The sequence below is a fragment of the Porphyromonas canoris genome, from assembly GCF_000765975.1.
Classification (GTDB): domain Bacteria; phylum Bacteroidota; class Bacteroidia; order Bacteroidales; family Porphyromonadaceae; genus Porphyromonas_A; species Porphyromonas_A canoris.
The window spans coordinates 65,819-89,283 of the sequence record NZ_JQZX01000012.1 but is presented as its reverse complement, the minus strand read 5'-3'; the positions used below and the strand labels follow the sequence as shown (position 1 = coordinate 89,283).

The 23,465-nt window shown below is 40.9% G+C and carries 22 protein-coding genes; 7 read left to right on the top strand and 15 right to left on the bottom strand.

Translation table 11 applies throughout. The annotated features are described in order from the left end of the window. Positions 1-197 precede the first annotated feature (197 nt). The 5 genes from HQ29_RS06815 (at position 198) to HQ29_RS06795 (ending at position 4,675) form a co-directional block, all read left to right on the top strand. Positions 198-1,451 carry a site-specific integrase gene (locus tag HQ29_RS06815; RefSeq protein ID WP_025837298.1) on the top strand — a complete coding sequence of 418 codons (1,254 nt, stop codon included), beginning with the start codon at positions 198-200 and terminating at the stop codon, positions 1,449-1,451. 10 nt (positions 1,452-1,461) lie between these two features. After that, positions 1,462-2,751, top strand: a complete 1,290-nt coding sequence (locus HQ29_RS06810; RefSeq protein ID WP_025837296.1) for a site-specific integrase — start codon at positions 1,462-1,464, stop codon at positions 2,749-2,751. 585 nt (positions 2,752-3,336) lie between these two features. Then, positions 3,337-3,606 carry a helix-turn-helix domain-containing protein gene (locus tag HQ29_RS06805; protein ID WP_025837294.1) on the top strand — a complete coding sequence of 90 codons (270 nt, stop codon included), beginning with the start codon at positions 3,337-3,339 and terminating at the stop codon, positions 3,604-3,606. A 7-nt stretch (positions 3,607-3,613) separates the two neighbouring features. Further along, entirely contained in the window at positions 3,614-3,922 is a 309-nt protein-coding gene (locus HQ29_RS06800) for a helix-turn-helix domain-containing protein (RefSeq protein WP_025837292.1), read from the top strand. A 333-nt stretch (positions 3,923-4,255) separates the two neighbouring features. Further along, the gene (locus HQ29_RS06795; protein ID WP_036852788.1) at positions 4,256-4,675 is read left to right on the top strand and encodes a plasmid mobilization protein; all 420 of its coding nucleotides are present in this window, start codon (positions 4,256-4,258) and stop codon (positions 4,673-4,675) included. A gap of 5 nt (positions 4,676-4,680) precedes the next feature. On the opposite strand, the gene HQ29_RS06790 is transcribed toward HQ29_RS06795, so the two are convergent. The 5 genes from HQ29_RS06790 to HQ29_RS06770 all read right to left on the bottom strand — a co-directional run bounded on the left by HQ29_RS06790 (position 4,681) and on the right by HQ29_RS06770 (position 10,468). Beyond that, entirely contained in the window at positions 4,681-6,981 is a 2,301-nt protein-coding gene (locus tag HQ29_RS06790) for an outer membrane beta-barrel protein (protein ID WP_025837287.1), read from the bottom strand. Beyond that, positions 6,978-8,036 carry a lysophospholipid acyltransferase family protein gene (locus tag HQ29_RS06785; protein WP_025837285.1) on the bottom strand — a complete coding sequence of 353 codons (1,059 nt, stop codon included), beginning with the start codon at positions 8,034-8,036 and terminating at the stop codon, positions 6,978-6,980. Before HQ29_RS06785 ends, HQ29_RS06790 begins: the two co-directional genes overlap by 4 nt. Beyond that, positions 7,999-9,210 carry a zinc metalloprotease gene (locus HQ29_RS09935; protein ID WP_025837283.1) on the bottom strand — a complete coding sequence of 404 codons (1,212 nt, stop codon included), beginning with the start codon at positions 9,208-9,210 and terminating at the stop codon, positions 7,999-8,001. Before HQ29_RS09935 ends, HQ29_RS06785 begins: the two co-directional genes overlap by 38 nt. 126 nt (positions 9,211-9,336) lie before the next feature. Beyond that, positions 9,337-9,582, bottom strand: coding sequence for a hypothetical protein (locus tag HQ29_RS10300; protein ID WP_025837280.1), 246 nt, complete (start codon positions 9,580-9,582; stop codon positions 9,337-9,339). A gap of 220 nt (positions 9,583-9,802) precedes the next feature. Then, positions 9,803-10,468 carry an N-acyl amino acid synthase FeeM domain-containing protein gene (locus HQ29_RS06770; RefSeq protein WP_036868638.1) on the bottom strand — a complete coding sequence of 222 codons (666 nt, stop codon included), beginning with the start codon at positions 10,466-10,468 and terminating at the stop codon, positions 9,803-9,805. Between the two features lie 254 nt (positions 10,469-10,722). On the opposite strand from HQ29_RS06770, the gene HQ29_RS06765 reads away from it, so the two are divergent. After that, a complete protein-coding gene (locus HQ29_RS06765) occupies positions 10,723-11,490 on the top strand; it encodes a response regulator transcription factor (RefSeq protein ID WP_036868636.1) in 768 nt (255 codons plus the stop codon). Here HQ29_RS06765 and HQ29_RS06760 read toward each other — a convergent pair. After that, positions 11,482-12,246 (bottom strand): ThiF family adenylyltransferase, encoded by a 765-nt coding sequence (locus HQ29_RS06760; protein WP_025837274.1) that lies wholly within the window; start codon positions 12,244-12,246, stop codon positions 11,482-11,484. The two genes, HQ29_RS06765 and HQ29_RS06760, sit on opposite strands and share 9 nt — an antisense overlap. 416 nt (positions 12,247-12,662) lie before the next feature. Here HQ29_RS06760 and HQ29_RS06755 point away from each other — a divergent pair, with 416 nt between their 5' ends. After that, positions 12,663-14,327 (top strand): helicase-related protein, encoded by a 1,665-nt coding sequence (locus HQ29_RS06755; protein WP_235318030.1) that lies wholly within the window; start codon positions 12,663-12,665, stop codon positions 14,325-14,327. Between the two features lie 72 nt (positions 14,328-14,399). On the opposite strand, the gene HQ29_RS06750 is transcribed toward HQ29_RS06755, so the two are convergent. The 9 genes from HQ29_RS06750 to HQ29_RS06710 all read right to left on the bottom strand — a co-directional run bounded on the left by HQ29_RS06750 (position 14,400) and on the right by HQ29_RS06710 (position 23,396). Next, entirely contained in the window at positions 14,400-15,191 is a 792-nt protein-coding gene (locus HQ29_RS06750) for a nucleotidyl transferase AbiEii/AbiGii toxin family protein (protein ID WP_036868634.1), read from the bottom strand. Continuing rightward, positions 15,188-15,961 (bottom strand): type IV toxin-antitoxin system AbiEi family antitoxin domain-containing protein, encoded by a 774-nt coding sequence (locus tag HQ29_RS06745; protein ID WP_018964971.1) that lies wholly within the window; start codon positions 15,959-15,961, stop codon positions 15,188-15,190. The genes HQ29_RS06750 and HQ29_RS06745 overlap by 4 nt, the downstream gene beginning before the upstream one ends. A 119-nt stretch (positions 15,962-16,080) precedes the next feature. Further along, positions 16,081-16,392 carry a helix-turn-helix domain-containing protein gene (locus HQ29_RS06740; protein ID WP_036865067.1) on the bottom strand — a complete coding sequence of 104 codons (312 nt, stop codon included), beginning with the start codon at positions 16,390-16,392 and terminating at the stop codon, positions 16,081-16,083. Beyond that, positions 16,380-18,431 (bottom strand): toprim domain-containing protein, encoded by a 2,052-nt coding sequence (locus tag HQ29_RS06735; RefSeq protein ID WP_036868630.1) that lies wholly within the window; start codon positions 18,429-18,431, stop codon positions 16,380-16,382. Before HQ29_RS06735 ends, HQ29_RS06740 begins: the two co-directional genes overlap by 13 nt. Then, complete coding sequence (locus HQ29_RS06730) at positions 18,428-18,820, bottom strand: hypothetical protein (RefSeq protein ID WP_036868627.1); 393 nt, start codon at positions 18,818-18,820, stop codon at positions 18,428-18,430. The genes HQ29_RS06735 and HQ29_RS06730 overlap by 4 nt, the downstream gene beginning before the upstream one ends. Then, on the bottom strand, positions 18,807-19,259 hold the full coding sequence (locus HQ29_RS06725; protein WP_033317141.1) for a hypothetical protein: 453 nt from the start codon (positions 19,257-19,259) through the stop codon (positions 18,807-18,809). Before HQ29_RS06725 ends, HQ29_RS06730 begins: the two co-directional genes overlap by 14 nt. Positions 19,260-19,859: 600 nt before the next feature. Further along, complete coding sequence (dcm, locus tag HQ29_RS06720; protein ID WP_052089932.1) at positions 19,860-20,894, bottom strand: DNA (cytosine-5-)-methyltransferase; 1,035 nt, start codon at positions 20,892-20,894, stop codon at positions 19,860-19,862. Next, complete coding sequence (locus HQ29_RS06715) at positions 20,882-22,360, bottom strand: protein NO VEIN domain-containing protein (RefSeq protein ID WP_036868624.1); 1,479 nt, start codon at positions 22,358-22,360, stop codon at positions 20,882-20,884. Before HQ29_RS06715 ends, dcm begins: the two co-directional genes overlap by 13 nt. Further along, positions 22,353-23,396 carry a DNA cytosine methyltransferase gene (locus tag HQ29_RS06710; RefSeq protein ID WP_036868621.1) on the bottom strand — a complete coding sequence of 348 codons (1,044 nt, stop codon included), beginning with the start codon at positions 23,394-23,396 and terminating at the stop codon, positions 22,353-22,355. The genes HQ29_RS06715 and HQ29_RS06710 overlap by 8 nt, the downstream gene beginning before the upstream one ends. Positions 23,397-23,465: the final 69 nt, after the last annotated feature.

Below are 23,465 nucleotides of genomic sequence, written 5' to 3'. Positions count from 1 at the left end.
ACCACCTTGCACCGAGGATAAAAGGCGAAAAAGGGCGGTAAAAGGAGCGAGTTTAGTTACCAAATCGTTCCCCTTTTGAGGCTTTGGCAAGAAGAGGAAAAAAGTGGCAACTAAAACGATGCTTTCTCATTCGTTTTCAGCGTTTTGCGCAGCGACAACTATCTCTTAGAGGTCTAACTTTGTAAACAAAAACAACGATGAAAGAAAAGACATTGAAGTTGCTCTTCTACCTCAAGCGAAGTACGCAGAGCAAAGACGGCAAAAGCCCCATTATGGCTCGCCTAAGTGTGGGGCGAACAATGGTACAGTTTAGTTGCAAGACAAGTTGCTCGCCCAAGCTATGGGATAGCCGTAAGAATAGGCTTGTAGGCAAGAGTGCCGAAGCCGTGTCCGTGAATACTGAGCTCGACCGCTTGCAAGTTTCCGTCCATCGAGCCTTTGAGGGCTTACAGCGTAAGCAAGGCGAAGCGGTAACGGCAGAGGCGGTCAAAGCCCTTGTGTTTGGGCTAAACAGCGGTAGCCAAGGTTTACTCTATCATTTGGAGGAATACCTCGCACGCTTTCGTGAGCGTGTGGGCATAGACCGCAGTGAGCGAAGGTATAAGTGCCTTTTGCAATTCCGCAACCATCTCGAAGCCTTTATCAAACACCGCCATCGAATGGGCGATGTGCCTGCACCCAAAGCCGACAGAGCCTTTATAGAGGATTTCGAGGGTTATTTCTCTCGTGAGCTGGGATACAAACTCAATACCACGGCTGGCTACCTCTCTATGCTGGCATCGCTACTGAAAGACCTACACAAACGGCACATCATCGACTCTTACCCTTTCTTAGGCTATTCTATCCGTTGGGATGTTGGCTCGCCACGCTACATTACCAAGGAGGAACTCCTGCGTATCGTAGCCTTAGACGAAACGCAACTGGGCGATTATGAGCTGGTATCAAGGGATATGTTCGTCTTCTCTTGCTATACGGGCTTGTCTTACACGGATATTTACCACCTCACAGCAGAGCATCTTATCGAAGAAGGTGGTATGACTTGGATACGCAAACCACGAGTCAAGACTGGCAATATGTGCCACATACCACTCTTGCCCGAGGCATCTGCCCTCATTGAGCAATACAAAGGTATTCACAACCGAGCTTTTCGGCACGAACCGCCCAAGGGTTATCTTCTACCCATTCCTGGGGCAGATACCGTCAATATCCACCTCAAGAAGATTGCCAAGCTCTGCAAAATCTCTAAACGATTAACCTTCCATATGGCTCGCCACACTTTTGCCTCGCAGATGACCCTATCTGAAGGGGTATCTATCGAGAGTGTGTCGAAGATGTTAGGGCATAGTCAAATCAAGACTACACAAGTCTATGCCGAGACTTCTCCCGAGCGTGTGTTTAGAGATGTAGAGCGTATTCTTCCCGAAATAGCCCACTATCGTTTAACCAACTAAGCCTACCACAATGAAAAGTACATTCTCAGTTCTGTTTTATATAGACCGAAGCAAGACTAACGAGGAGGGGCTGTGTCTTATCCGCTGTCGTATCTCCTGCAATGGTAAAACCTCCTCATTCTCTACCAAGCAATATACTGCCCCCGAAGATTGGCAAGCCAAGAGGGGGCAAGTAAAAAGCTCCGCTCCCACAGCACAAGGCATCAATAACACACTGAATGCAACTGAGCAGGGATTGAATGCACTCTATGAGCGTATTCTCCGAGAGGAGCATTACATCACAGCCGAGTACCTCAAAGAGCAGCATCTGCGTCAGAACAAGCCCCAACAAACGCTCGTGGAGCTTTATAGCTCGCTACTCCAAGAGAAGGAGGCACAGAGCGGTAAGACGCTTAGCAAGGCTACGATTAGAGCCTTTGGGGATAGTTGCAAGAGCTTTGCTCGTTTCCTTGACAGCAAGGGAAAGAGGCGATGCTTACCCTACGAAGTGGATAAGGCTTTGATAGAGGACTATCGCCTCTATATGCTTCGTGATTTAGGTAATAAAGCAAGCAGTGTTGCTAATCGTCTTAGGCATTTGCATCAAGTTGTCCGTAGGGCTATTATGGAGGACTATATGCGAGAAGACCCATTTGAACTCATAGACATCGAAACACCCACCTACGAGCGAAATAGCCTTAGCGGAGACGACTTACAGAAACTATTGGCTTATCGTCCGCACCGCTCTATGGATAACCACCACCGACTGATATTCCTTTTGGGATGCTTCACTGGTTTGGCTTTCTCAGACATCAAGAAACTGCGTATGGAGGACATCTATACCCTTAGCGATGGACGCAGATACATCTCGCTCTACCGCACCAAGACGCAGAATTGTTGCATTGTACCACTCCTGCCTATTGCGGAGGAGATACTCGCCTTTGTAGGGCAAGGACGCACTGAGGGGCTATACTTTCGAGAGTTCCCAGTAAACTGCTATTTCAATCGTAAAATTCGTGAGCTGCTCGTTAAGGCTGGTTGCTCAACATCGACAGAAGTAAGTTCGCACATGGCACGACATACCTTTGCCACGACCATTTGTTTGGAGAACGGCTTACCGATTGAGACAGTGAGTAAAATGTTAGGGCATCGCTTTATCTCCACTACGGAGCTATATGCCAAAGTCAGCAAGCAGAAAATCGCCAAGGAGATGCTCCCCTTAATGGGAAGCGAGCAGACACAGACGCTACGCAAAGCCTTGCGAGTTTGTCCACCAAGAAAGAAGTCAATATCCAACCAAGCCGAGCCGTCCACCGCCTAAGGGTCGTATTCATATCGGGCAAAGGTACAAGGGCGGTCTGTTTGCCTATCAAGGTCAAGTCCTGCGGAGGGAGGGAAGAATCTCTACCGCAGGACTTCTTGTATTATAGCGGTAGTATTCATTCCCTCCCACCTTGCTCGGCAAGACCGCCCTCGAGAGAAAAGCCCGAACGAACACGACAGACTCAGGCTCTTTGGACGCAAGCAAGGCTTAAAGCTATCTATCGCTCTGACTATCGGTTGAGAGGTAGCTCAAACAATCGTGCTGGCTATCGCTCAAACAGATTATAAAACTCTTGATAAATCGAACGTTCGATTTATCGATTTATCGATTTATCGACAAATCGACATCTCAAACTTATAATTCTCGCCCATAGGAACGAGCCAACACCTCATCTCATTACCGCAATACAAGCCTATTGGAGAGGCTTCGTTTCTTGTCATTTCCTTGACTTTCTGCCTTCATCTACAGCCCATTGAGGACTGCATTTCTCCGCCTAATTTTGCCCTCAAATAACAAAGCAGGCGAGAGCGATAGCCCTTGCTTGCACTAAATCAAGAACGCAACCTAAAACCAACCGAAGCAATGAGAATTATCATCGTAGAGGGCAAAGCGTGGGAGATGCTCCGTTCCTCCTTTGCCGACTTTATCCACCGAGTGGAGCAGTTCATTGGTAATCCGCCCCAAACAGAAGCGTGGCTCGACAACGAAGCCGTCTGCCGTAGACTGAGCATCAGCAAGCGAACCTTGCAGACGCTCAGAGATACAGGCAAAATCCCCTTCTCAATGATTGGGCATAAGTGCTACTACAAAGAGAGTGACATCACAGAAGCATTGAACTCAAAAACTGAATGAACCCATTATGGCAGAGAATGAAATGATTACAAGAGAAGACCCTCAGATACTGGTGTTTACTCAAATGATGGAGGGAGTATTAGCCAAATTGGAGCGTTATTGTGCCTCGGCTCGCCCAATGTTAGGCGGAGAGGTCTTCCTCACTGGCGAGGAAGTCTGCGAATTGCTTAAACTTAGCAGTCGAACACTCCAAGAGTACCGAAGCAATGGCGTCTTAGCTTTTTACAAGATAGGAGGCAAGATATTGTATAAGCAGAGCGACATCCAAGCGATGCTCGAAAGGCATTATAACCCCATTCTAACAGTCAGGAAGTAGGATTAGACCAACTCAGGTCAGAATAGACTTAGGTCAGTTGGTCAATTGGTCAGTTAGTCTATTTAGACCAAGTCCCAGAGTAACTCATACAACTACCTCTGAACTCAATTTTGAAACCATATAATGACCTCTGAACTGCGTTTTGGAATTACACAGCAAACTCTGAACTCAAGAACTAACAGACTTACTGAATGCTGAGCAATCAGCGACCCAAGCATACCCCAATCTTGATATTGGCAAGGTGTGTCTTTGTACCACAAATTAACATTTGTCGCACAAAGCCCCTTGACCCGAAAGGGGATTAAATCACTCCAAAGTCGTGATTAAAGAACAATGAAAGAAAAGAAAACGGACAAGCCAGACGGCAGATGTGCCACTTGTCCCAAATGGGACAGATGGCACATCAGATTACCCAATCCTAAAGACCAACAGAAGGTCATTAACCTTTACCAAAGGTCGGGTGCAAAATCAAAGAGTGACTTTGTTAGGGCAAGACTCCTCGGAGAGACATTCAAAGTGATAACAGAGGATAAGTCAGCGGAGAAATATCTGCGTGAACTCTCTAGTATAGTAACCCTAACTTATAAGATTGGCATTCTCTACAACGAAGCAACCAAAACGCTTAATAGCTACCATTCCATCGCCACTGCACAGCGGATGCTCCGCAAACTAGAAAAGTACTCCGCTCTCCTCATCAAACTCCAACTGCAAGCGATCAAACTGACTGAAGAGTATGCTGATAGATTTGGATGATATCTTTATTTTTTCTGCAAAGAAATGCTTTCATCAGCCGTTGATACAATTCTGTCGGCACTTTCTGATGTGTTCATCTTTCGGGTCCCTTTTAGCTTATCATTCCCAATAAATAAGGAGATAGAAAGAGTGACAGAAGGCTGGTGCCAATTCTTCTTGAAGTGCATCTCCATGGGTAGTCCTACGACTTGTCCTTCGGCTATATTGCTATTCAGAAGGTCTCGCCCTGAGAGGGAAAATTTCCAGTTGGCAATCCGTTTGCTCACGGTCAGATCAATCCACCATTGCGGTTTGGTAGTCTGGTATACTCCCATAAACAGAGGACTATAATAGGTTGCTTGTGCTAAGATGTTCCAATTCTTCGGGAGGCTTAGACTCTGACTGTGCATCAGATAATAAGCATTGAACGTTCTATCTATGTGGCTATCGTTGACCACCCCTCTGTCAAATTGTCGATGAAATGCAAAGTAGGTGGAAGCAAGCCAATTTATCCCTAGATCCTGATTGTTAATAATAGGAATAGGCAGTCCTGCAACGACTCTGATGTATTGACTCCTATCCAAATTATTGCGAGAGAGGTAGTAGTTACTTCCTTGCCGACTTATCATCTCGACAATAGGAAGGCGTTCGTCCGAATAGCTGAATTCAAGACTGGCAGCCCTCATAAAGGAGTAAGTGAGCGATAGGTTGTATCTAAAACTGTTCTTCAGATCGGGATTGCCTTTTCGCTTCAAGAAGCCCGAAGATCCTGAAGTATATGGTAGTAGGTCTCTAAACTGTGGGCGATTGTAATAGGACGATAAGACTAACGAGAGTAAATGATGCCGAGCGATGCTATAATCCACACTAAAGTAAGGTTGCCAATTCCACCAGCTCCATCTCTGTGCTTTGTCCTGAGAAAAGACTCCCGATAAGGCTCGAATGTCGTTATTAAGCTGTACCCCCATTCGTCCGTTTATGCTCTTATGCTGATAATAGAGTGTGGCATAGACGGAGTTTTGATGCTCTCTATATCTCAGATCCAGCTCTCCTTTTTGAGCTCTCTCATTAAGCAAAGTGTGACTACTGATAATGCCTGTCTGTATCTTGAAAGAAGGAGAGAATCGATAGAAGAAGTTTGATGTGGCACGATAAGATTGAGTTCTATTATCATGCTCAGAGGAAGCTGCCTCTTGGAGTGATTGATACAAGATATCACTCTTACTAAACAGCATATCCCCATTAACATCCCAAGCCCAATTGTCTCTGTTAAAGTGATGATATAGAGTCCCCGTTACGACATTCCTGTCAAGATTTACCTGTGACGTGTGATTGTTTCTCAGAGCCTCCGTAATCTTAGATAAGCCTATTCGACCACCTAATAGAGAACTCTTGGACAACTGAAGATCCGAGCCAGCTTCTATGCCATAAAGTCTACGAGGAGTGATCGTTGTGGTATCAACACCAAAAGTAGTCTCTAAGGTTTCCTTGCGATTGAGATTAGAGATCGAAGCAGAGAGATAGTTGCGAGAGATCCCTTTGTTTAGGTTAAATCTTCCTCTTAATGCTTCTGAGAAAAGATCTCCTCTCTGAGAAGTAATATCCGAGGAGACAAAGATATTGGACTCGTCTTGCCAAGATTTCTTTTTGGTTATGATATTGAGTACAATATCTAAGTTGTTTCCATATTCTGGTCCAGGATTACGTATTACCTCCACGCTCTCGACATCGCTCGTGTTAAAGGTGGTAAGATAGGAGAGAACTTCTTCTTTTGGGAGCAATAACACACGACCATTCAGAGCAATAGTCACATCATAAATGCCATAAGCGCTCAGTCCTGCCCCCTCTCTCTGATAGATGCCAGGTAGATGTTTGATACCATCCAATAGGTTGCTACCCTTCATACTTGGATTGGCATTTAGATTATACACAGGGTTTACCCCTTTATATGAGACGAAGGGACGATTTACCCTTACTACGACTTCCCCTAATTGAACAGCCCTCACAGAGATCTTAATAGTGCCTATGTCTATGGGCTGATCCTTTATGGTCAACAGATTGGACTTCGGGTTATACTCTTCTCCCAAATAAGAGATCGAATAGGAGTACCGAGATGGTGCTAAAAGTTGCTTGAAGCACCCATTTCTATCAGTAACCGCAGGGAATGTAGCAAGGCTATCAGCCACATTCCTAAAAAAGATGACAGCTCCGATCAGAGGATCTCCAGCCTTGTCGACAATGGAACCTCTTGTCTCAACTACAGACTGAGCAGATAGAGATACTATCGAAGAGAGAATGAATAGGAATACAATGAAACTTCTTTTCATATGATGATCTGATTATTAATTAAATTTCTTAGTATGCTATCTTGAATGTTTTCTATGCAAATCACATCTTTCTGTAATTCTTCTGTCGTATTAGAGTCTAATTCGATTACAGAGTAGTCGACATTGTCAATTAAATATGACTTGTTTTTATTATTCCAAAACAAATACCTGTTTTTGTTGAATTTGAATATTTTCACATTGTTGGATTTGGAATGATTCTTTGAAACAAAATTATACAGATACAGCCACGGCTCCCATTGTTCTGGATATTTCTTAAGTAAAGGATCTGCAATAGAATATATTTTTCGTGTTAGCAAATCTGCCTCAATACTCCGATCTGTATATCGCTCAGATGGCAATAGTTTAGGAAACACCTTAATTGAAGGATATTCTCCTTCATTTCTAAAAGTGATGATTGGCACAATGGGAGTATTGGTAATAAGAGCCAAATGGGCAACTCCAGAACGAGCAAGAATTTCCGATTCTAATATTCTAACAGATGTTAACTTTGTTTCTTCTGTAGCAATTCCAACTCCTGTATTCCCATCTATAAATACAAATAAACTCCTTCCATCTTTGAGATCTTTTGCCATGGATAATAATGAATGAGGAGAATTTGCATTTATAAGTTTCACTGGAGAATTTCCTGACGCAAGACTTGAATATTTACTAATTATTTCTTTCTGAGAATCAATTACTTTTTGCGATGCCAATAATGTAATAGGTTTCTTTAGAGTTAGCAAATACAATAGACTCAATCTGTATGAAGACAAATGAAAAGAACAATAAATTGCGGGGGTATGTAAGTGATCAAGGTTGTCTGATATTGTGCAATAGGTCAGTATGCTTACATCTGACTGTTCTTGCCATGCCAATTCTTGATTTATCAAAACAGAACGAAGAAAACTATCATACTGTTCTTCTTTTAATTCGGGATAGAAACGCTTTAGAGACGCAATTATCATAGCTCTCTGAAGGGTATTCTCTCCGTCCTTTAATCTTTTCTCGATAATTGAGTTAATCGATGCTACTTTCTTTGCGTAGTTGTAAGACATACTTTTTTATTGTATTAGTTGTTTGTATTACCGAAATTGATGAAAAATAAACTCCCACAAATAATAGTATTGTAGAGATAAGGAATATCCAAATACTATTATCAGAAGGAATAGAATTCTGCATTAGCATTGATATTAATGTCACTAAACGTCTAAAGGCAAATATGACAAAGGTGGAAACCATCGTAAAAACAAAAAGAAGGCTAATACAAGAATAGAGATATACAAGAATTGGGTATGAAAATTCTCTCTGATTACATTGTCGAAACTTAGCCCCAATCCACAATACTATTTCCGCTATAGCAAAGTAACTTTTATTTCTCAAGTTAGTTATGCCGAAAATGTCGCTAAAAATCCAATATCCATCAAATCGAAATAATGGATTCATATTATATATAATAACAATTAAATTGTCAAGTATTATAGCAAAAAGTATATGGTTTGGCATTGTATACAGAAAAGAAAACAGCAAAAGAATTGTCATTGATATTATTTGAAAATAAAATCCTGCAACATCAATCACAATTCGTTGGCGTCTTGTTGCCATCCATGATCTAGAGACATCAGTGAAAAATACTGGGAAATAAAGATAAAATCCAAAACCAATTTCTTTTGGGGAAACCTTGTAGCGTTCAGAAGCTACAGCATGCCCCATCTCATGTATAAATATGATTCCAATACTTATTACAATATAGAGAAGCACCAAAAACGGATTACTTTTTATTGTAGCGAATAATTCATGGCGATTTACGCAAAATAAATCCCTATGTCGCAATAATAAAAGAGAAAAAAATGTTGCCATCACAACAACAACAACCTTTGTGTCAAAAAGCGATGACAATCTTTTTAATAGAGTCGTACACCTCTTCTCTTCTAGCCGAACTAATGTTTTCTTGAATTTTATGTATGCACTTTTGTGGCAAATATGACTCTCCTCTATTGATTCCATCTTTTTTCTAACCAAATCTATATCAGAGTGTTCTAATCGTATATCGCTAAATTTTTTTGATACACTATGCAGAGTATCTTCGTTTGAAAGCCCCTTAATAATACAAATAATTAGATGTTTCGTAATATCATTAACCTGAAAATATCTTCCTTTGTATGATACATTCCAAACACCTTTTTTTTGCTGAGAAACACTAATTTCCCTTTCGTTTTTTGCAGATTCCATTTTACAAAAATCTATAAAGAAGTCTACAATCCTTCATTCTATAGTCAATCTCTGGAGAGGAGTAGTGTCCCTCCTCTCCAGGATTGCATAAACTTAGTTAGGGGTTTAGTAGATCTAACTTATCTTTTATAGTGCCAGTGATGGATTGCTCCCCGTACCACCTCCAGAATTGATCTCTGGCTTGACTTTGATGTCTGGCTTGACTTCGATTGTGCCGCCATTGCCGCCATTGCCGCCGTTACCACCACCATCACCACCATCACCGCCATCGCCACCAGAGCACTTCCTTTCGCAAGATCCCCCTGCAGCTTCCATTTCGAAACGGTCTTCTAGTTCTTCAAACTTGATTCTTTCAAAATCTGTTTTACTCATTTTGATTGATTATTTAAGTTATAACTCCTATTCTTCACTCAAGGATTTTTGTGCCTTTACAGTAAGGCCTGGACTGTTTTGATACCAAAGTAAGCCAACTTTGTTCGTGAGTTGATTTTTGCGATCGACAAGAAATTATCGATGCAAATCCGAAGGGCACGCCCTTCTTATTTGAGTTGTATCACACTTTATAATTATCAACAGCGCTTATTGATAGGTTTTACATTTGCAAAGTTCTATAACCTTGATTATCTTGACAATACCCATTCGGGTAATTCTGTGTTCTCGGCTTGATTTTCACCCATTCGGGTAATTCTCTTTGGGTTTCTCTGAACTGAATATCAAAAGCTAGATAAGCATACTTGAGCATAAACTCATCTAATCCTTCTTTGTAGATAGTGATAGGAATTGTGGTAGATCCGAGATAACTTATTCCCTTGGATAGGGGGGTCGCTTGAATATGCAAAGCCCCTAATGTACGCAATAGTTTTTGATCAATTTCAGCCAATAAGACACCTCTATTGTATCGAAATATTGGGCTAATAGCATATAGCATCAAGAGTTTGAAAAGCCTCCCGTTATCTGTATAATTTCGGTTGATTGCAAAACGACCTATATGCCACAAGTGCTTGTGATCATGGCGTAATTGCTCCAGATCTATGAGATGATCTCCAAAAAGTTTTACCAATGGTATGGTGTGCGGATTTTTATCCCAACAAGCTATACGAATGGCACCAATGATATCTCCTTGAGTATTTTTAGCTACGATAATGGAGGAATACTCATAGAATGCCTGTTCTTCTTGTAGTACATGATGATACTCTTCACTACTCTCACAAGATGAAAGCATTTTTCCTTCGTGGTGCATAAAGTTTTCTTCAACCACAAACTTCGCTAAAGATGCAATTCCTTTTTTTATCGATTTGCCATAGCGAGATGTCGCCTTGATGCGTTATAAATCTATCCATATATTGATTATATATTATTTTGATGCAAAGCTCGTGATGAAGCATTTGGGACGCAATACCCGAACGGGTGATTTTAGTTCAATAAGGTTCAACTATCATGTTTTTCACCCTTTCGGGTAATAAATCCTTATATATTGGTATATTTGTATCACAGAGCAATAAAAGCTGGTATATGAAAGAAAATGACAGTATTCAGTTCCAATTACCGAGTAATGTCCGACCACAAATAGAGGAGTCGGAGTATCATACCCTGCAACCATATATTGATTCTGTTAAGGCATTTGCACGAGGAACCTATAAATCACTCTACATTATAGATTACTATCGCATGAACTTCCTTTACGTATGCGACAATCCGTTATTCTTATGTGATGAAGCTGTAGAAGATGTCCTTGAGGAAGGATACAACTTTTATCTGAAACATGTTCCCGAGCCGGATCTCCTTTTTCTACAGCAAGTAAATCGTGCTGGGTTTGAGTTCTTTCGTGATATAGCTGTGCAAGACAGAGCGAAGTATAGTATATCCTACAACTTTCATCTATACGCAAAGGAACCTCGAGAAAGTATGCTAATCAATCATCAAATCACACCGCTTAAACTTGATGCGAGAGGAAATATCTGGCTTGCTCTATGCGTTGTCTCATTAGCCCCCTCCACCAAAGTTGGAGTTGCGTATATTTCCTCGTGTAATCCTGAAAACAGATGGATTTTTAAGCCTCAATTAGGAAGATGGAAGCAAATAGAACCGATAGAGCTTTCTTTAAATGAAAAAGCCGTGATTCGTTTATCGAACCAAGGCTTATCAGTTAGTGAAATTGCGCAACAGATCAATAGATCTGAAGATTCTGTGAAAGGCTATCGTAAAAGCCTATTTGCTAAGCTCGAAGTAAGCAACATTACAGAAGCAATCTCGATAGCAACTCACCGTAAGTTAATTTAAGTCATCGCAATCGGAGTAGTAATAGAACTTCGGGAAAGTCTTGACAAACTCTCCTCGTACCAATCTCAGTATAATGGCAGTACACAAACCTCCTGCTAACGAAGATGCGATACTTAATTGTGGAGGTGGCAACAGGCTCTCTTCTTGTTCATATTTCTGAACTATCTCTTCTATCCAAATTTTTGGACGGACCCAATAATTGAAGTAGTCCGTCAGATGTTTTACTGCTTTCTTTTCAAAACCTATTATACTTTCGTTTTCGGAAAGTAAACTATCAAGTTTTTGTCCATTGGGAGCAATAACCATTACAGCACTTGCCCAACCAATATTGTAGGGGTGTAACACATACATCCCTTTTTCTGTACATAGGTTGTCAAAAATGAATGGGATGTCACTCTTGAAATCTAAAGCATTGATTGCGACATCATGTTCATTGATAATATCTTCTATGTTGTTTTCGTCAATATATTTAGGGATCGCCACTATCTTAGCCAATGGGTTAATCCCTAATAGACGCTCCTTAAGAGCCTCTACTTTGGGACGTCCAATATCACTAAATAGATAATTCTGTCGATTGAGATTACTCTCCTCCACGACATCACCATCAACAATAGTAAGATGCTCAAAGCCTAAACGCAATAATGTTTCTGCAATGTTACTTCCGATACCCGCACCTCCGAGCAAAACTCGATAATCTTTTATCTTCTTTTGGTCATTTTCGGACAGATATATCCGATTTCGTTCATATCTTTTCATAGAAATCTCTACTTAATAGTTACGATTACAAAGTTCAGACCTTATTTGAACACTCACAATACCCAAACGGGTAATTTTTATTGGGGAGCATACTTTTTCTACAAATAAAATCAGAGTTTTTTTGGTTAGATGATAGGAATAAGATACCTTTGCAACGAGCAGTTAAGCGTTCTTTGAGTTGTAGCAGGACGTAGAGATAAAGTGCAGTTCGCTCGTTTCCAAATCGTTCCCCTTGGACTAATTGACAGCCAGCCAATAGCTCGTAATCAATAGGTTAGTGCTCACAAACATCCTTCTATTCGGAGATCTGCGATTTCCGTACAGCCAAAGACATTGGCATTGATCGACCAGAAAAGAATGAAATCCTACACAACATTCCACCAACACCTGAGCAGGAGGATTTTATCAAACGACTGATGGAGTTTGCTAAGACCAGTAATGCCACTCTTCTTGGTCGTGAACCACTAAGCGAAAAAGAGGAAAAGGCGAAGATGCTTATCGCAACGGACTATGCGAGGAAGATGAGCCTTGACTTACGCATGATTGATTCTGCCTACGAAGATCACATTGACAATAAGGCTTCCCACTGCGCCAAAATGCTTAACGACTACTACCAAAAGTATAACGCACAAAAAGGGACACAATTTGTCTTCTCTGACCTCGGGACTTACAAGCCAGGAGAGTGGAATGTCTATTCGGAAATCAAGCGTAAGCTCACTGAAGGCTATGGCATACCCTCATCAGAGATCCGTTTCATTCAAGAATGCAAAAATGAGAAGGCTAAAAAAGCAGTAATCGAGGGTATGAATAAGGGAAGTATACGCATCCTGTTCGGGTCCACCGAAATGCTTGGAACGGGAGTTAATGCCCAACAGCGAGCGGTAGCGATTCATCATCTCGATACGCCTTGGCGTCCTTCAGACCTTGAGCAGCGCAACGGACGGGCTATCCGTAAGGGGAACCTTGTGGCCAAAGAGTTTGCCGACAATAAGGTTGATGTCATTATCTATGCCGTTGAGCGTTCATTAGATAGCTATAAGTTCAATCTCCTGCACAACAAGCAGCTCTTCATCAATCAGCTCAAGACAAATACGCTCGGCTCTCGTACGATTGACGAGGGTTCTATGGACGAGGATAGCGGTATGAACTTCTCGGAATATGTGGCCGTACTCTCGGGTAATACAGACCTTTTGGAGAAAGCCAAGCTTGATAAGAAGATAACAGCTCTTGAGTCAGAGCGTAAGTCCTTTCTCAAAGAGCGTGATGCCGCCAGCGGTAAATTGGCTGAGATGCAGCACTCAGTGGAGTATCACACGGGGCGTGTTGAAGAGGCAAAAGCCGATATGGCGACATTTGAGAGCCGAGTACAGCGTGATGAAGAAGGCAATCCCATCAATAAACTTGTCCTCAAAGGCATAGAAGAGGGTGCCGACATCAAGACGATGGTAGCACGCTTGCGGGAGATTGAAGAGAAAGCCCGCACCAACGGTGAACACCAAAAAATCGGAGAGATTTACGGTTTCTCTATCATGGTAAAGACAGAAAGCTCCATGAAAGACCTCTTTCAGATGTCGTCCAATCGATTTTTTGTCAAAGGGCAGGAAGATATCTATTACACCTATAACAATGGTAAGCTCGCCAGTGATCCTAAACTTGCCTGTGCTAACTTTGTCAATGCCCTCGAACGTATCCCTAAGGTCATTGAGACACATGAGAAGGAACTTGCCAAGGCGACGGCAGATATTGGGGTGTACACGACAATTGCCAATGGATCGTGGAAGAAGGAGAACGAACTGCGTTTGCTCAAAGGACAAGCTGCCGAACTCGACCGAAAAATTGCCTTAGAGCTTGCTCCGCCTGAGCCTGAGAAGGAAGAAATCAAAGATGGAGAGAAGAAGAGGCAAGGACAAGGAGGAGTACAAAACACGACCTCTCAAGGGGCAACGCAAGAGTCTACTCACACTTTGCCCCAACACATGACAACGCCGCAGTCCTCTATGCACGCTCCTAAGAAGAGCGAGCCAGAAAACCCGGGCATCATGAGTCGTGTGGTAATCTCTAAGCCCAAGTGGAAAATATAAAAATAAATTGTGGCAAGCCTTTACTATTAGGCTTGCCACAATTTGTTTTACTAATGATTGTGCCAAGATTCATTATAACAAATCAACTAGTTTCTCTTTTACCAGTGTCCAAGCCTCCTGCGGAGAGTAATTTATCCCTGGACGAATAATAGCTCTCATATCTGAGAGGAACTCCTTGTCCTGCATCTTATCTTCCATATTCGCTAAGAACTGTTTTTTAGAAGGGACTTTGTCTACGACAAACTCCATATACTTTTGGTAACAAGCCAATACTTGTTCTAAATCAACATTTCCTTGCTTGAGAGACCAATACAAATCAAAGAGATCTCGACCTTTGCGACGTTGATACAATGCACGCAACTTTGTTCCTAATAACTCTTCTAATTTGTATGTATTGATGGTGGTCTCTCCTGAAAACCATGAATTCTCAACACGAAAAGGGAAGTCTTGTAGTCCCAGAACACTGAAGTGCTCTCGTGTATTGATTTCTATTTTAAGTCTGAGATTGACAATAGGAGGCATCTCTGATTCAAATCGATACAATATCGTGTTGTTATGAATGTGTTGCTTAACGACACGTTTTGTCCCTAAGAATGCTAACCGCTTACGGATTTCCATAAGGATTGGCTTTATGGGCTCTGATGAGATTTGAACTAAATCAATGTCCTCAGAGTATCTCACTTGGGGAGCAATAAATAGCTTATGCAAGGCTGTTCCTCCTCGGAAAGCCAAAGCATTGCGCAACAGCTCAGATTGAAACATCTCAACTAAAGCTCGACTAATTACCAAATCCTGCTCTACCTGGGCATCATTTGTCCACGGAGCTATATGTCGCCACTCTATAATATATCTTTGAGGAATCATAGGATATCCGTTGTTATTGTCTCATTCATTATAACCTTCCACTTTTCGTCAGCTGTACCAACTCTTGGTTTAGACAGAGAAAAAGGCACCTTATGTAGGATTTCAGATTTTAGAGAAGATTCTATTATTGTTGAATCTACACCAATGAAGTCCAAGATGTACCCTACTCTTTGTCGTATCGCAACAGGGTAGAAACGAACTAGTGATCTCATTTTAGACTTTTGTATAATATCAGTCAGTTCTTGAATAACCTCAATACTTCTCCCTAAACCGATTTTCTTTTGAGATATAACCAAATCGAAGATTGTTGCTTCTGGTGTGGAAACTTGGATATATCCCGTTCTTGTTTTTAATGACATAACGGACTCACTTTCCCAATGTTGGGATAAAGTAAAATCTATCAAATGCTTTCCTGTCTCAATATTCCTAATTTTTGTGCCTGATTGTGTTACAAAGAAACTCATTGGTTGTTGATGACCGGCACCATGTAAAGCTGCGGCAGATAATAGAGAAACATAGTAGGGAGTATGTAGGTATTTCATTAAGTCATCAATGAATAACACCTCTGGTACTCTATTCTGAGTACTAAACTCTGGAGTAACAATTGCATAAAAACCTTGTCTGATAGAATATAGTTTACCCAGCTGAGTATATCTAGAGATAGTTCTCTTTACTAACTCAGGAGATACTCCACGACTAATTAGTTCCTCGCGAGAGAATGTTAGTCGTCCCTCTGCAAGCACACTTTCAATAAAAGTTCCGTAAACCATCTTCAGGCAATCTACCTATTGTTCAAATTTGCAAATAGGGACACTTTTCGTCCCCATTTGCAAATTTAGACAATTAAGTTCGAGCATGCAAACTTCTGATATTCTATTTGTTGCAACATCTACTCCAATATTCTATCGTTTTCTAGCATCTCATCAATCTCATTTCGCTTAAAGAGTAATCGTCCATTAGCCTTAAGATAGGGTATTTTACCAGACCAAACCCAGTTGTAGACAGTCTTCTGTTCCACTTTAAGAAGTTTAGATACATCGATAATGTCAAGATACTCGGGCTTTAAGGGAGGGTGAATCTTTGTGTCGATCCATTGCTCTTGTAGAACGAGCAGATGGTCGACTTTTTCTTCCAGAGATAAAATACGTTCAAACAGGCGTTTTTGCCAGAGTTCTTCGGTTTGATTCTCTAAATTCGACATAACTCTCCTCTTTGATAATACCCACTTGTATCCTGAGTCAGAATTTCCTGCTCCCTCATATAAGCAATATACTTCTTGGCAGTACGTTCCTTGATTTCCATCTCTCGCATCAGCACCTCACAGAGTTCTTGATATGAAAGTCTGTGGCTATGCTTAAACGCTTCTCGCACAACAGCAATAAGTTCATCGGTCTTACGCTTCTCCTTCTCCTCCTTTGATTTCTCCCCTCGATAAACGTGCATATCTAAATCCTTGTCCCAGCCAAAAAGTATCATCGGCACATCCAAAGGACTGCCATCTCTTACCTTCAGGGCCTTTACCACAGAATATTCGGGGTTATCATCTTTCTCAATAGATAAAATTCCCGCAGCTTTACGTTGTAATTCTGAGCCGATATGACCGCGGAGTTTGATACCATTGGGAACAAAGTGAAGCACACAAATAATGCAAGTATTATAAACCCCGGCTAAACGATAGAGGTCATCTACTATGGCAATACTCTCACTTTCGTCATTGGCCGAGCGTATGAGATCTGCAATACCATCAATTACAACCAGATGAATACCTCCATGTTTGTGGTGAAACAAATCCATACTCTCGCAAATCAGTTTGAGACGATCTTTTCGAGAGAAGGAGGCAAGGTATAACGAGTGATAAAATTCAGGTACAGTTGATAAAGAAGCCCTTCGTAAGGTCTTGCCTAAATTCTTATACAGCTGAGCTTCCGATTGTTCTGTGTCGTAATGCAATACAGCCAAGCCTTTGGGGTTAGCTGTAATCTCCAAGCCCAAGGTTTGTTCGGGATTCAAACGCTCTATGCCAAGGGCTCCGGAAAGAATAGCCGAGATATAATTGCTTTTCCCTGTGCCCTCACCTCCCGTAACACAGAGAAGATTATCTTGTGTCCCAAGGGGGACACCTTTTACAGACACTATGGCTTTGGAAGCATCCGGCGGGTTGTCATAATCTATCTCACAAGAACGTAGCATCATCATTGTTTGTGTATATATTTCCGATAGCCTATGAGTTATCAGGGCTCTAAGTTCTGCCTCAGTTTTACCCGAAGCGAAAAAGTCTGATATATCTTTCTCATTTTTGCTTCCTGCCAAAGGTAGAGTCAAGCTCAACACGTTGCGATGGGAGAGTATTTCTGCCTGGCGTTCGGCTTCTCTTTGTCCTGTTTCATCCGTGTCATAAAGGAGGATAATGTGTCGAAATCTGAGTTGTAAACTTTCGATAGTGGACTCAGGAATAAGAGCCGTCTCACTGTTAAAGCAAATAGCATGAAAATGATGAGCAACGAGTGTGAGTACATCTTTTTCTCCTCCCGTAATGAAGAGTATATCTCCCTTACTGGGGAGCTGCTCAAATCCAAAGATATAATCCTCTGTTTTCTCTCCTCCATAAAGAAAGCGTACTTTACTCTTGGGGCGATAGAGTTTTACAAAATCTCCCAATATATAGGCAAACATCGGCTCCTCTGGAGAGGTTTGTAGGAAGTAGGGCTTCCCTTGAGATGAGATGGATTCATAACGAGCCAAGGAGCGAACATGGAAGCGTTCAAGGGTTTTATTGTTGATGCCATAACGCATCCAAAATTTTAGTTCTTCGTTCGTAAAGGCTTGTTCGTATAACCTGAATCGTTTTGGTTTCTCTGCACTTGTTGTAGGTGGCTTAGGCTTGATAACAGGAGATGAGGAACGTAACAAATATCTCTTCCTTTCATTACTTTCATCTGAGATATTCAAATGTAGATCTTCAATAATACACTCCAAGACCTTACGAAAATCTGTTTTCACATCTAATCCCAAAATAGTAGCAGCAAACCAAAAACAGTCTCCCGAATACATATCATTACCAAAGTCTTTCATACGGTAACACTGCGTTTTAGCATCCAAATATATATTGCAGGAGGCACGCCTATCGTCGTACAGAGGATTTCTAAAGTTACGTTTGGGCACGAAGTCAATCGGCATATAAAAGCAGAAAACTTCTAACCCTCGATTGGTGCGAGCTAAGATTTCTTCTTTCAGATTCATAGTTCTTCAAATATTACCGTATCCTCTCCCATATAGCCTTTAATGATACCATCTTTGTAAGCATTCATTCTCTGCAAAGCCTCTAACCTGCGAAAGCCCTTGAAAGTTGCTCGTCCCGTCTTGATAGCAAGATATAAGCCCTTAAAAGGATAAACCACGTGATTGCTCGACAGGTAGCGATAGGGAATAACTTTAGCTTCTCGCCAACGCGCCAATGATGCTTTCGAGATGCCCAAAAGGCGAAGAACATCAGAACTATTCAATTCTATTTTATCCTCCAGTACCGAGTAGTCACGTTTGAGTTCCAGAATGAAGCCTGTCACCTGTCTGATGTCTTCACGAAGAGCTCTGACTTCGTCAAGCAACGATAGAGGATTATTTGTGCCCATAATTCTTCAAAAGTTTCTGTACAACTTCGAACAATGATGCGAATAGTTGCTTCATGCTCTCATCATCTCCTTGCTCTTTCATTTGATGCACAAAGTGCTCAATGTGGAAAAGTATAACTTCTGTGTCTATTTGGAATAGCTTGCGTACAATCTCCATGAGGTCTCTTTGTTCGATAGTAGAGAACCATTGATGTTTCTGAGGAGTCGTAATAGATTCCACAAAGCCTGAAGGGAGATGAAGTAAAACAACCTCCTTGTCAAATGCCTTTGCACACTTTAGATAGGTGCGAAGATTGAGATTGCTCTCTAACTTACAAGCTTTAATAAAATTGGAGTATTCCATGTTTGCATTCATTGCAACTCTCTTGAGATTGGAAGAAGCTCGAAGTCTCATTTCTAAAGTTGGACAGACAATAAACAGGCATCCTTGTTCTTCCATTTTGGGGCATTTCTTTTTGGGCATCGTATAAGTATTTATATTTTTTACTGCAAAGTTCCATAGAGAAAAGCTCAGAAACAGAATATTATATTACCATTATTTGGTATTATGATACCATTGAGGAGGATTTGCCATGTATAGGTTAATGAAAGTCAGTGCACGGTGCAAGTCCCTTTATATATAAGGGCTTGCACCGTGCACTGAAAATTGTAGCTAAGAGGCTGATAAAATATTTCCTATCAAATAGTTTGGAAAGTGTTCCTGTTTTGAGTACTTTTGAACCAAAGAAATACAAGTGAGTATTTCCAATAGCAGTATCTATGAGTACTCTCTAAGAACTCTCTGGTGGCTACAATTTGGCTACACCAAAAGAAGAAAAAAGGACTAAAAGATTACGATACAAGGAGTTGAAGAATATAGTTCATTATCCTCTCTCTCCGCAAACAAGGGTGTAAATCAGCGAGTTACGCGATTTACACCCTTTTCTACACCCAAAAAACTCGCGAGCAATAAAAAACACACCCAAGACCGCAATCTTGGGTGTAGTTGTTTATTGGAGTATGTTTATATGGTTCTTTTCTCCAAACTAATAAGAAATCTTTATAAGTTCAATCTTGCTCCCTCTTTTGAGAGCTTACAAGAAACACCTGTAAGCTCGGCTTCTTCTTTCATAACAACATCAGCTAAAGCCTTTGCTATATGCCACATCATCACAGGAGGAACAGCATTACCGATAGCCTTATACTGTCTTCCCTGAGACACGCTAGAAAGACTAAATGTTTCGGGAAAGGATTGAATTAAAGCAGCTTCTCGAGGAGAAAAACGACGGTATCTATTACCTACCATTAAAACAGGGTCTGTGGAATTCAAACTGACTTTAGCTAGATGAGCACTTATCGTATTACAAGGAGCGTCAAGTTGTTGGGCTCGACCTTTATTCATCTTAGTTCGCACAGCCATCATTCCGTCAACAGCTCTCTGCGAGAAGTAGAAGGTTTCATTTAGATTATCTTCGTCACGCACAACATCTGCAAGAACCCTTTTTTCTCGATTATCGATTGAGAGAGGAAATGAGAACTTCAAATAATCAGATTTTTCTCTAAATCCAACGATAAAAACCCTTTCTCGCTTTTGAGGAACGCCATAGTTGTATGCATTAAGAACCTCCCACTTTATTTGGTAACCTGCTTTTGCAAATTCATCAACAATCATAGGAAATGCTTTTCCCTTATTTGCTGAAATCAAACCCTTTACATTCTCCGCGATGAAGAATCTTGGATGTTTCTCTTTCAATATGCGTACCATCTCAAAAAAAAGCATACCTCTTTCATCTTTACAACCAAGACGAGGTGGATTTTGGGCTGATATAGAAAATGATTGACATGGAAAACCTCCTGTAAGTAGGTCAAATTGGGGTAAGCTCTCAATGGTTATGTCTCTAACATCTCCAATAAGACATTTGTGAGAAAAATTCTCATTATATATCTGACTAGAATAAGGGTCTGAATCAATTGCATAATCAATATCAAAGGGTAGTCTTTCATAATACTTTCCTAGATATGAAAAACCTCCCAATAAACCAAGATCTAATCCTCCTAGACCACAGAACAAGGAGGCTACTTTTAATCGTGCCATGTCAATAATGGTGTTGGTTCAACAATACTAGGGCTAAAACTGATTTCCATACCATTTCGAGGCTGTGCTGATATCTGGTCTGTTTTATACAAACTTACAGGATTCCTTAGTATGTAGAGAACTTGAGAATTTTGACTCAACATTAAGCGATATACGCAATAATGTTCTCGGTGAGTTTCTGCTACACTCCACTCATTGGGTGACATGTGAAAAGCATATAAATGAAGTTTCTGCTTACTTATGGTTGTTTTCACTTCTATGTAGCGATGAAGGTTACTACCATCTCCCTCAAAACTATCTATATCAAATCCAGGATGATAGGATGGACTATCGACTACTTGAACAAGTTTTGCTAGGTGGTCGTAGCCAGCAATCTTTAAACGCATTTTTTCGTGTCCACAAATCAGAGCCTCTCCAAGGTTCCCTATATCTTTAGTAGTCTTATCTCCATTATCGAGTAAGGACTGTATCCTATCGATAACAACAACATCTATTTCATTTTTACCATCAAGAAGTGAAGATATGTCTGTTTGAAATAGATTCTCATCTAAGTTGCTATTTACGTAATCAAACCAATCAACTTCTACTCTCGCGATATCAGCAGTTGTATACCCTTGTTCACTATAAAACGATTCGTAGCCGTCAAAGAACAAGTTATCTTCCTTAAAGGAGGCTATCACTTTTACTTCATTGGGCTTTAGATAAAAAAAACCATTATGTTCCTCAAGGATAGAAGCCAACTCCATATAATCAAGGATATCTTGTGCATACCGCTTAACATCTCCAAGGCTCATAGGTTTGCCTGTACGAGACTGAATTCTGGGATCTTTCTTGTTGTAGTACTTGATTTTGTTCTCTCTGTTGTATAGTATGGTTTGAGCAACCTCTCTTGGTGTTAAGACTCCAGAGGTTACAAAAACATCATTGAAAATACAATAAGTAGCCTCAAGTCCAGAAATACTCATCTCTTTACCACTGCTAGCAAGAAGTTCATTTCCTGCTAGAAGAACACGAACTATCCATTGGGCAGGTTTAAATCGAATACCTTTTTTTATTAAGGGAATGTTCTCATTAGGCTTTAAATGTCCTCCAGGGAACTGAAAGGTACGAAGAAACAAACGTAAAAATTGTGTCAAGTCCTGATTCTCATTCAGAAACGTTGCCATCCGAGATGTCGTTGTGACATCAGATAGTTTGTCTTCGGTATAAAAACCAAATAATGCTGGTGTTTCTGTCCTCCAATTCTGCAAGGTTTTCTCAGCTAATCCTATGTTCCCTGGAAATAAGCGGATAGCATCAAGATATCGTTTGCTATATTCTGCACATGAACATGTCGGAATTTTACAACACTCATTAGCCATATAAAGCAAAACGTTCTCAATGTTAGCCTTAAATCTTGGACGAATGAAATGTATGCGTTGCCACCGTTCGTCCTCTAACTGATAGTATTTAGTTGTTTTAGACATGAGATATTTGTTGCTTTATTTTTTTTGCAATTACTAGAGCCAGTAAGGGAGGGACAGCATTCCCTACTTGCTTTAATTGGCTCCCCTTACTTCCTTTAAAGACAAAGGCATCTGGAAAAGATTGTAATCGTGCACTTTCTCGAACAGTTGGCACACGATTATACTTGTAATGAAAGTGGTGTCTATGTCCTGTATCTATTGTAAAGCTAGGTCGCTGACTATTCAGCCTTGTCCACGCAATATTAACTTTTCTTGTGCCTTGTAGTTCCAATGGCAAGTCTTTATAATTCCCACCATCTGGGACTAATGCGATTGTCTCAATTGTCTTAGGGGTGTGATGTGTAATTTGATGATTGTAAACGCCTGTACTCTCTTCTCGCATTTTCCTCTGAAAATCAGATTGAGCCAAAACAGAATAGGGACTACCATCTTCGATTGTATCTTCACATAAATCAGAAATAGCGTCTAAAGCAGTGATAGGGGTATCAACACTTTTTGTAGGAAATTCAAAAGATTGACCATTCAACAATCCTACAAAAAACGCTCGTCGACGATTTTGAGGAACACCATAATCCGAAGCCATTAGGACTTTGTATTCAACCTTATACCCTAGCTCTGTAAACTCCTCAACAATCGCATCTTTAATTGCCCCTCCTGCCATAGACAAAATGTTTGGGACATTCTCCATCACAAATGCTCTTGGGCGGAAAGTCGCAACAAATCGAACAAAGCTTTTATACAAAGCATTGCGTTCATCGTTTACAATCCGCTTACCTGCTATAGAGAAGCCTTGACAAGGTGGACCTCCAATGATTAAGTCTACATTTATCCCCTTAAAACCCTCTACTAAGCTATCGACTTCTATTTTGTCTATGTCTGCACATAATGTATTGACCTCTTGACGATTGTGTCTATAAGTAATCAAAGCATCTTCCCAGCAGTCGATGGCAAGCAAACATTTGAAGCCTGCTTGTTCAAAACCGAGGGACATACCACCACACCCAGAAAAGAGATCAATAAACGTATATTGAGACATATTTATGTACTAACCAAATTTGTATTGGCTACAAAGGTACGAAGAAGCTCGCAGAGGAGAGAAGGGATT

Coding starts and splice junctions, on each gene's coding strand:
- HQ29_RS06765 (WP_036868636.1), top strand. CDS start 10,723: ATGAAAGAAAATGACAGTATTCAGTTCCAATTACCGAGTAATGTCCGA.
- HQ29_RS06750 (WP_036868634.1), bottom strand. CDS start 15,191: ATGATTCCTCAAAGATATATTATAGAGTGGCGACATATAGCTCCGTGG.
- HQ29_RS06715 (WP_036868624.1), bottom strand. CDS start 22,360: ATGTCTAAAACAACTAAATACTATCAGTTAGAGGACGAACGGTGGCAA.
- dcm (WP_052089932.1), bottom strand. CDS start 20,894: ATGGCACGATTAAAAGTAGCCTCCTTGTTCTGTGGTCTAGGAGGATTA.
- HQ29_RS06760 (WP_025837274.1), bottom strand. CDS start 12,246: ATGAAAAGATATGAACGAAATCGGATATATCTGTCCGAAAATGACCAA.
- HQ29_RS10300 (WP_025837280.1), bottom strand. CDS start 9,582: ATGAGTAAAACAGATTTTGAAAGAATCAAGTTTGAAGAACTAGAAGAC.
- HQ29_RS06725 (WP_033317141.1), bottom strand. CDS start 19,259: ATGGAAGAACAAGGATGCCTGTTTATTGTCTGTCCAACTTTAGAAATG.
- HQ29_RS06730 (WP_036868627.1), bottom strand. CDS start 18,820: ATGGGCACAAATAATCCTCTATCGTTGCTTGACGAAGTCAGAGCTCTT.
- HQ29_RS06755 (WP_235318030.1), top strand. CDS start 12,663: ATGGAGTTTGCTAAGACCAGTAATGCCACTCTTCTTGGTCGTGAACCA.
- HQ29_RS09935 (WP_025837283.1), bottom strand. CDS start 9,210: ATGGAATCTGCAAAAAACGAAAGGGAAATTAGTGTTTCTCAGCAAAAA.
- HQ29_RS06745 (WP_018964971.1), bottom strand. CDS start 15,961: ATGGTTTACGGAACTTTTATTGAAAGTGTGCTTGCAGAGGGACGACTA.
- HQ29_RS06810 (WP_025837296.1), top strand. CDS start 1,462: ATGAAAAGTACATTCTCAGTTCTGTTTTATATAGACCGAAGCAAGACT.
- HQ29_RS06790 (WP_025837287.1), bottom strand. CDS start 6,981: ATGAAAAGAAGTTTCATTGTATTCCTATTCATTCTCTCTTCGATAGTA.
- HQ29_RS06800 (WP_025837292.1), top strand. CDS start 3,614: ATGGCAGAGAATGAAATGATTACAAGAGAAGACCCTCAGATACTGGTG.
- HQ29_RS06795 (WP_036852788.1), top strand. CDS start 4,256: ATGAAAGAAAAGAAAACGGACAAGCCAGACGGCAGATGTGCCACTTGT.
- HQ29_RS06815 (WP_025837298.1), top strand. CDS start 198: ATGAAAGAAAAGACATTGAAGTTGCTCTTCTACCTCAAGCGAAGTACG.
- HQ29_RS06785 (WP_025837285.1), bottom strand. CDS start 8,036: ATGTCTTACAACTACGCAAAGAAAGTAGCATCGATTAACTCAATTATC.
- HQ29_RS06710 (WP_036868621.1), bottom strand. CDS start 23,396: ATGTCTCAATATACGTTTATTGATCTCTTTTCTGGGTGTGGTGGTATG.
- HQ29_RS06740 (WP_036865067.1), bottom strand. CDS start 16,392: ATGTCGAATTTAGAGAATCAAACCGAAGAACTCTGGCAAAAACGCCTG.
- HQ29_RS06805 (WP_025837294.1), top strand. CDS start 3,337: ATGAGAATTATCATCGTAGAGGGCAAAGCGTGGGAGATGCTCCGTTCC.
- HQ29_RS06735 (WP_036868630.1), bottom strand. CDS start 18,431: ATGAATCTGAAAGAAGAAATCTTAGCTCGCACCAATCGAGGGTTAGAA.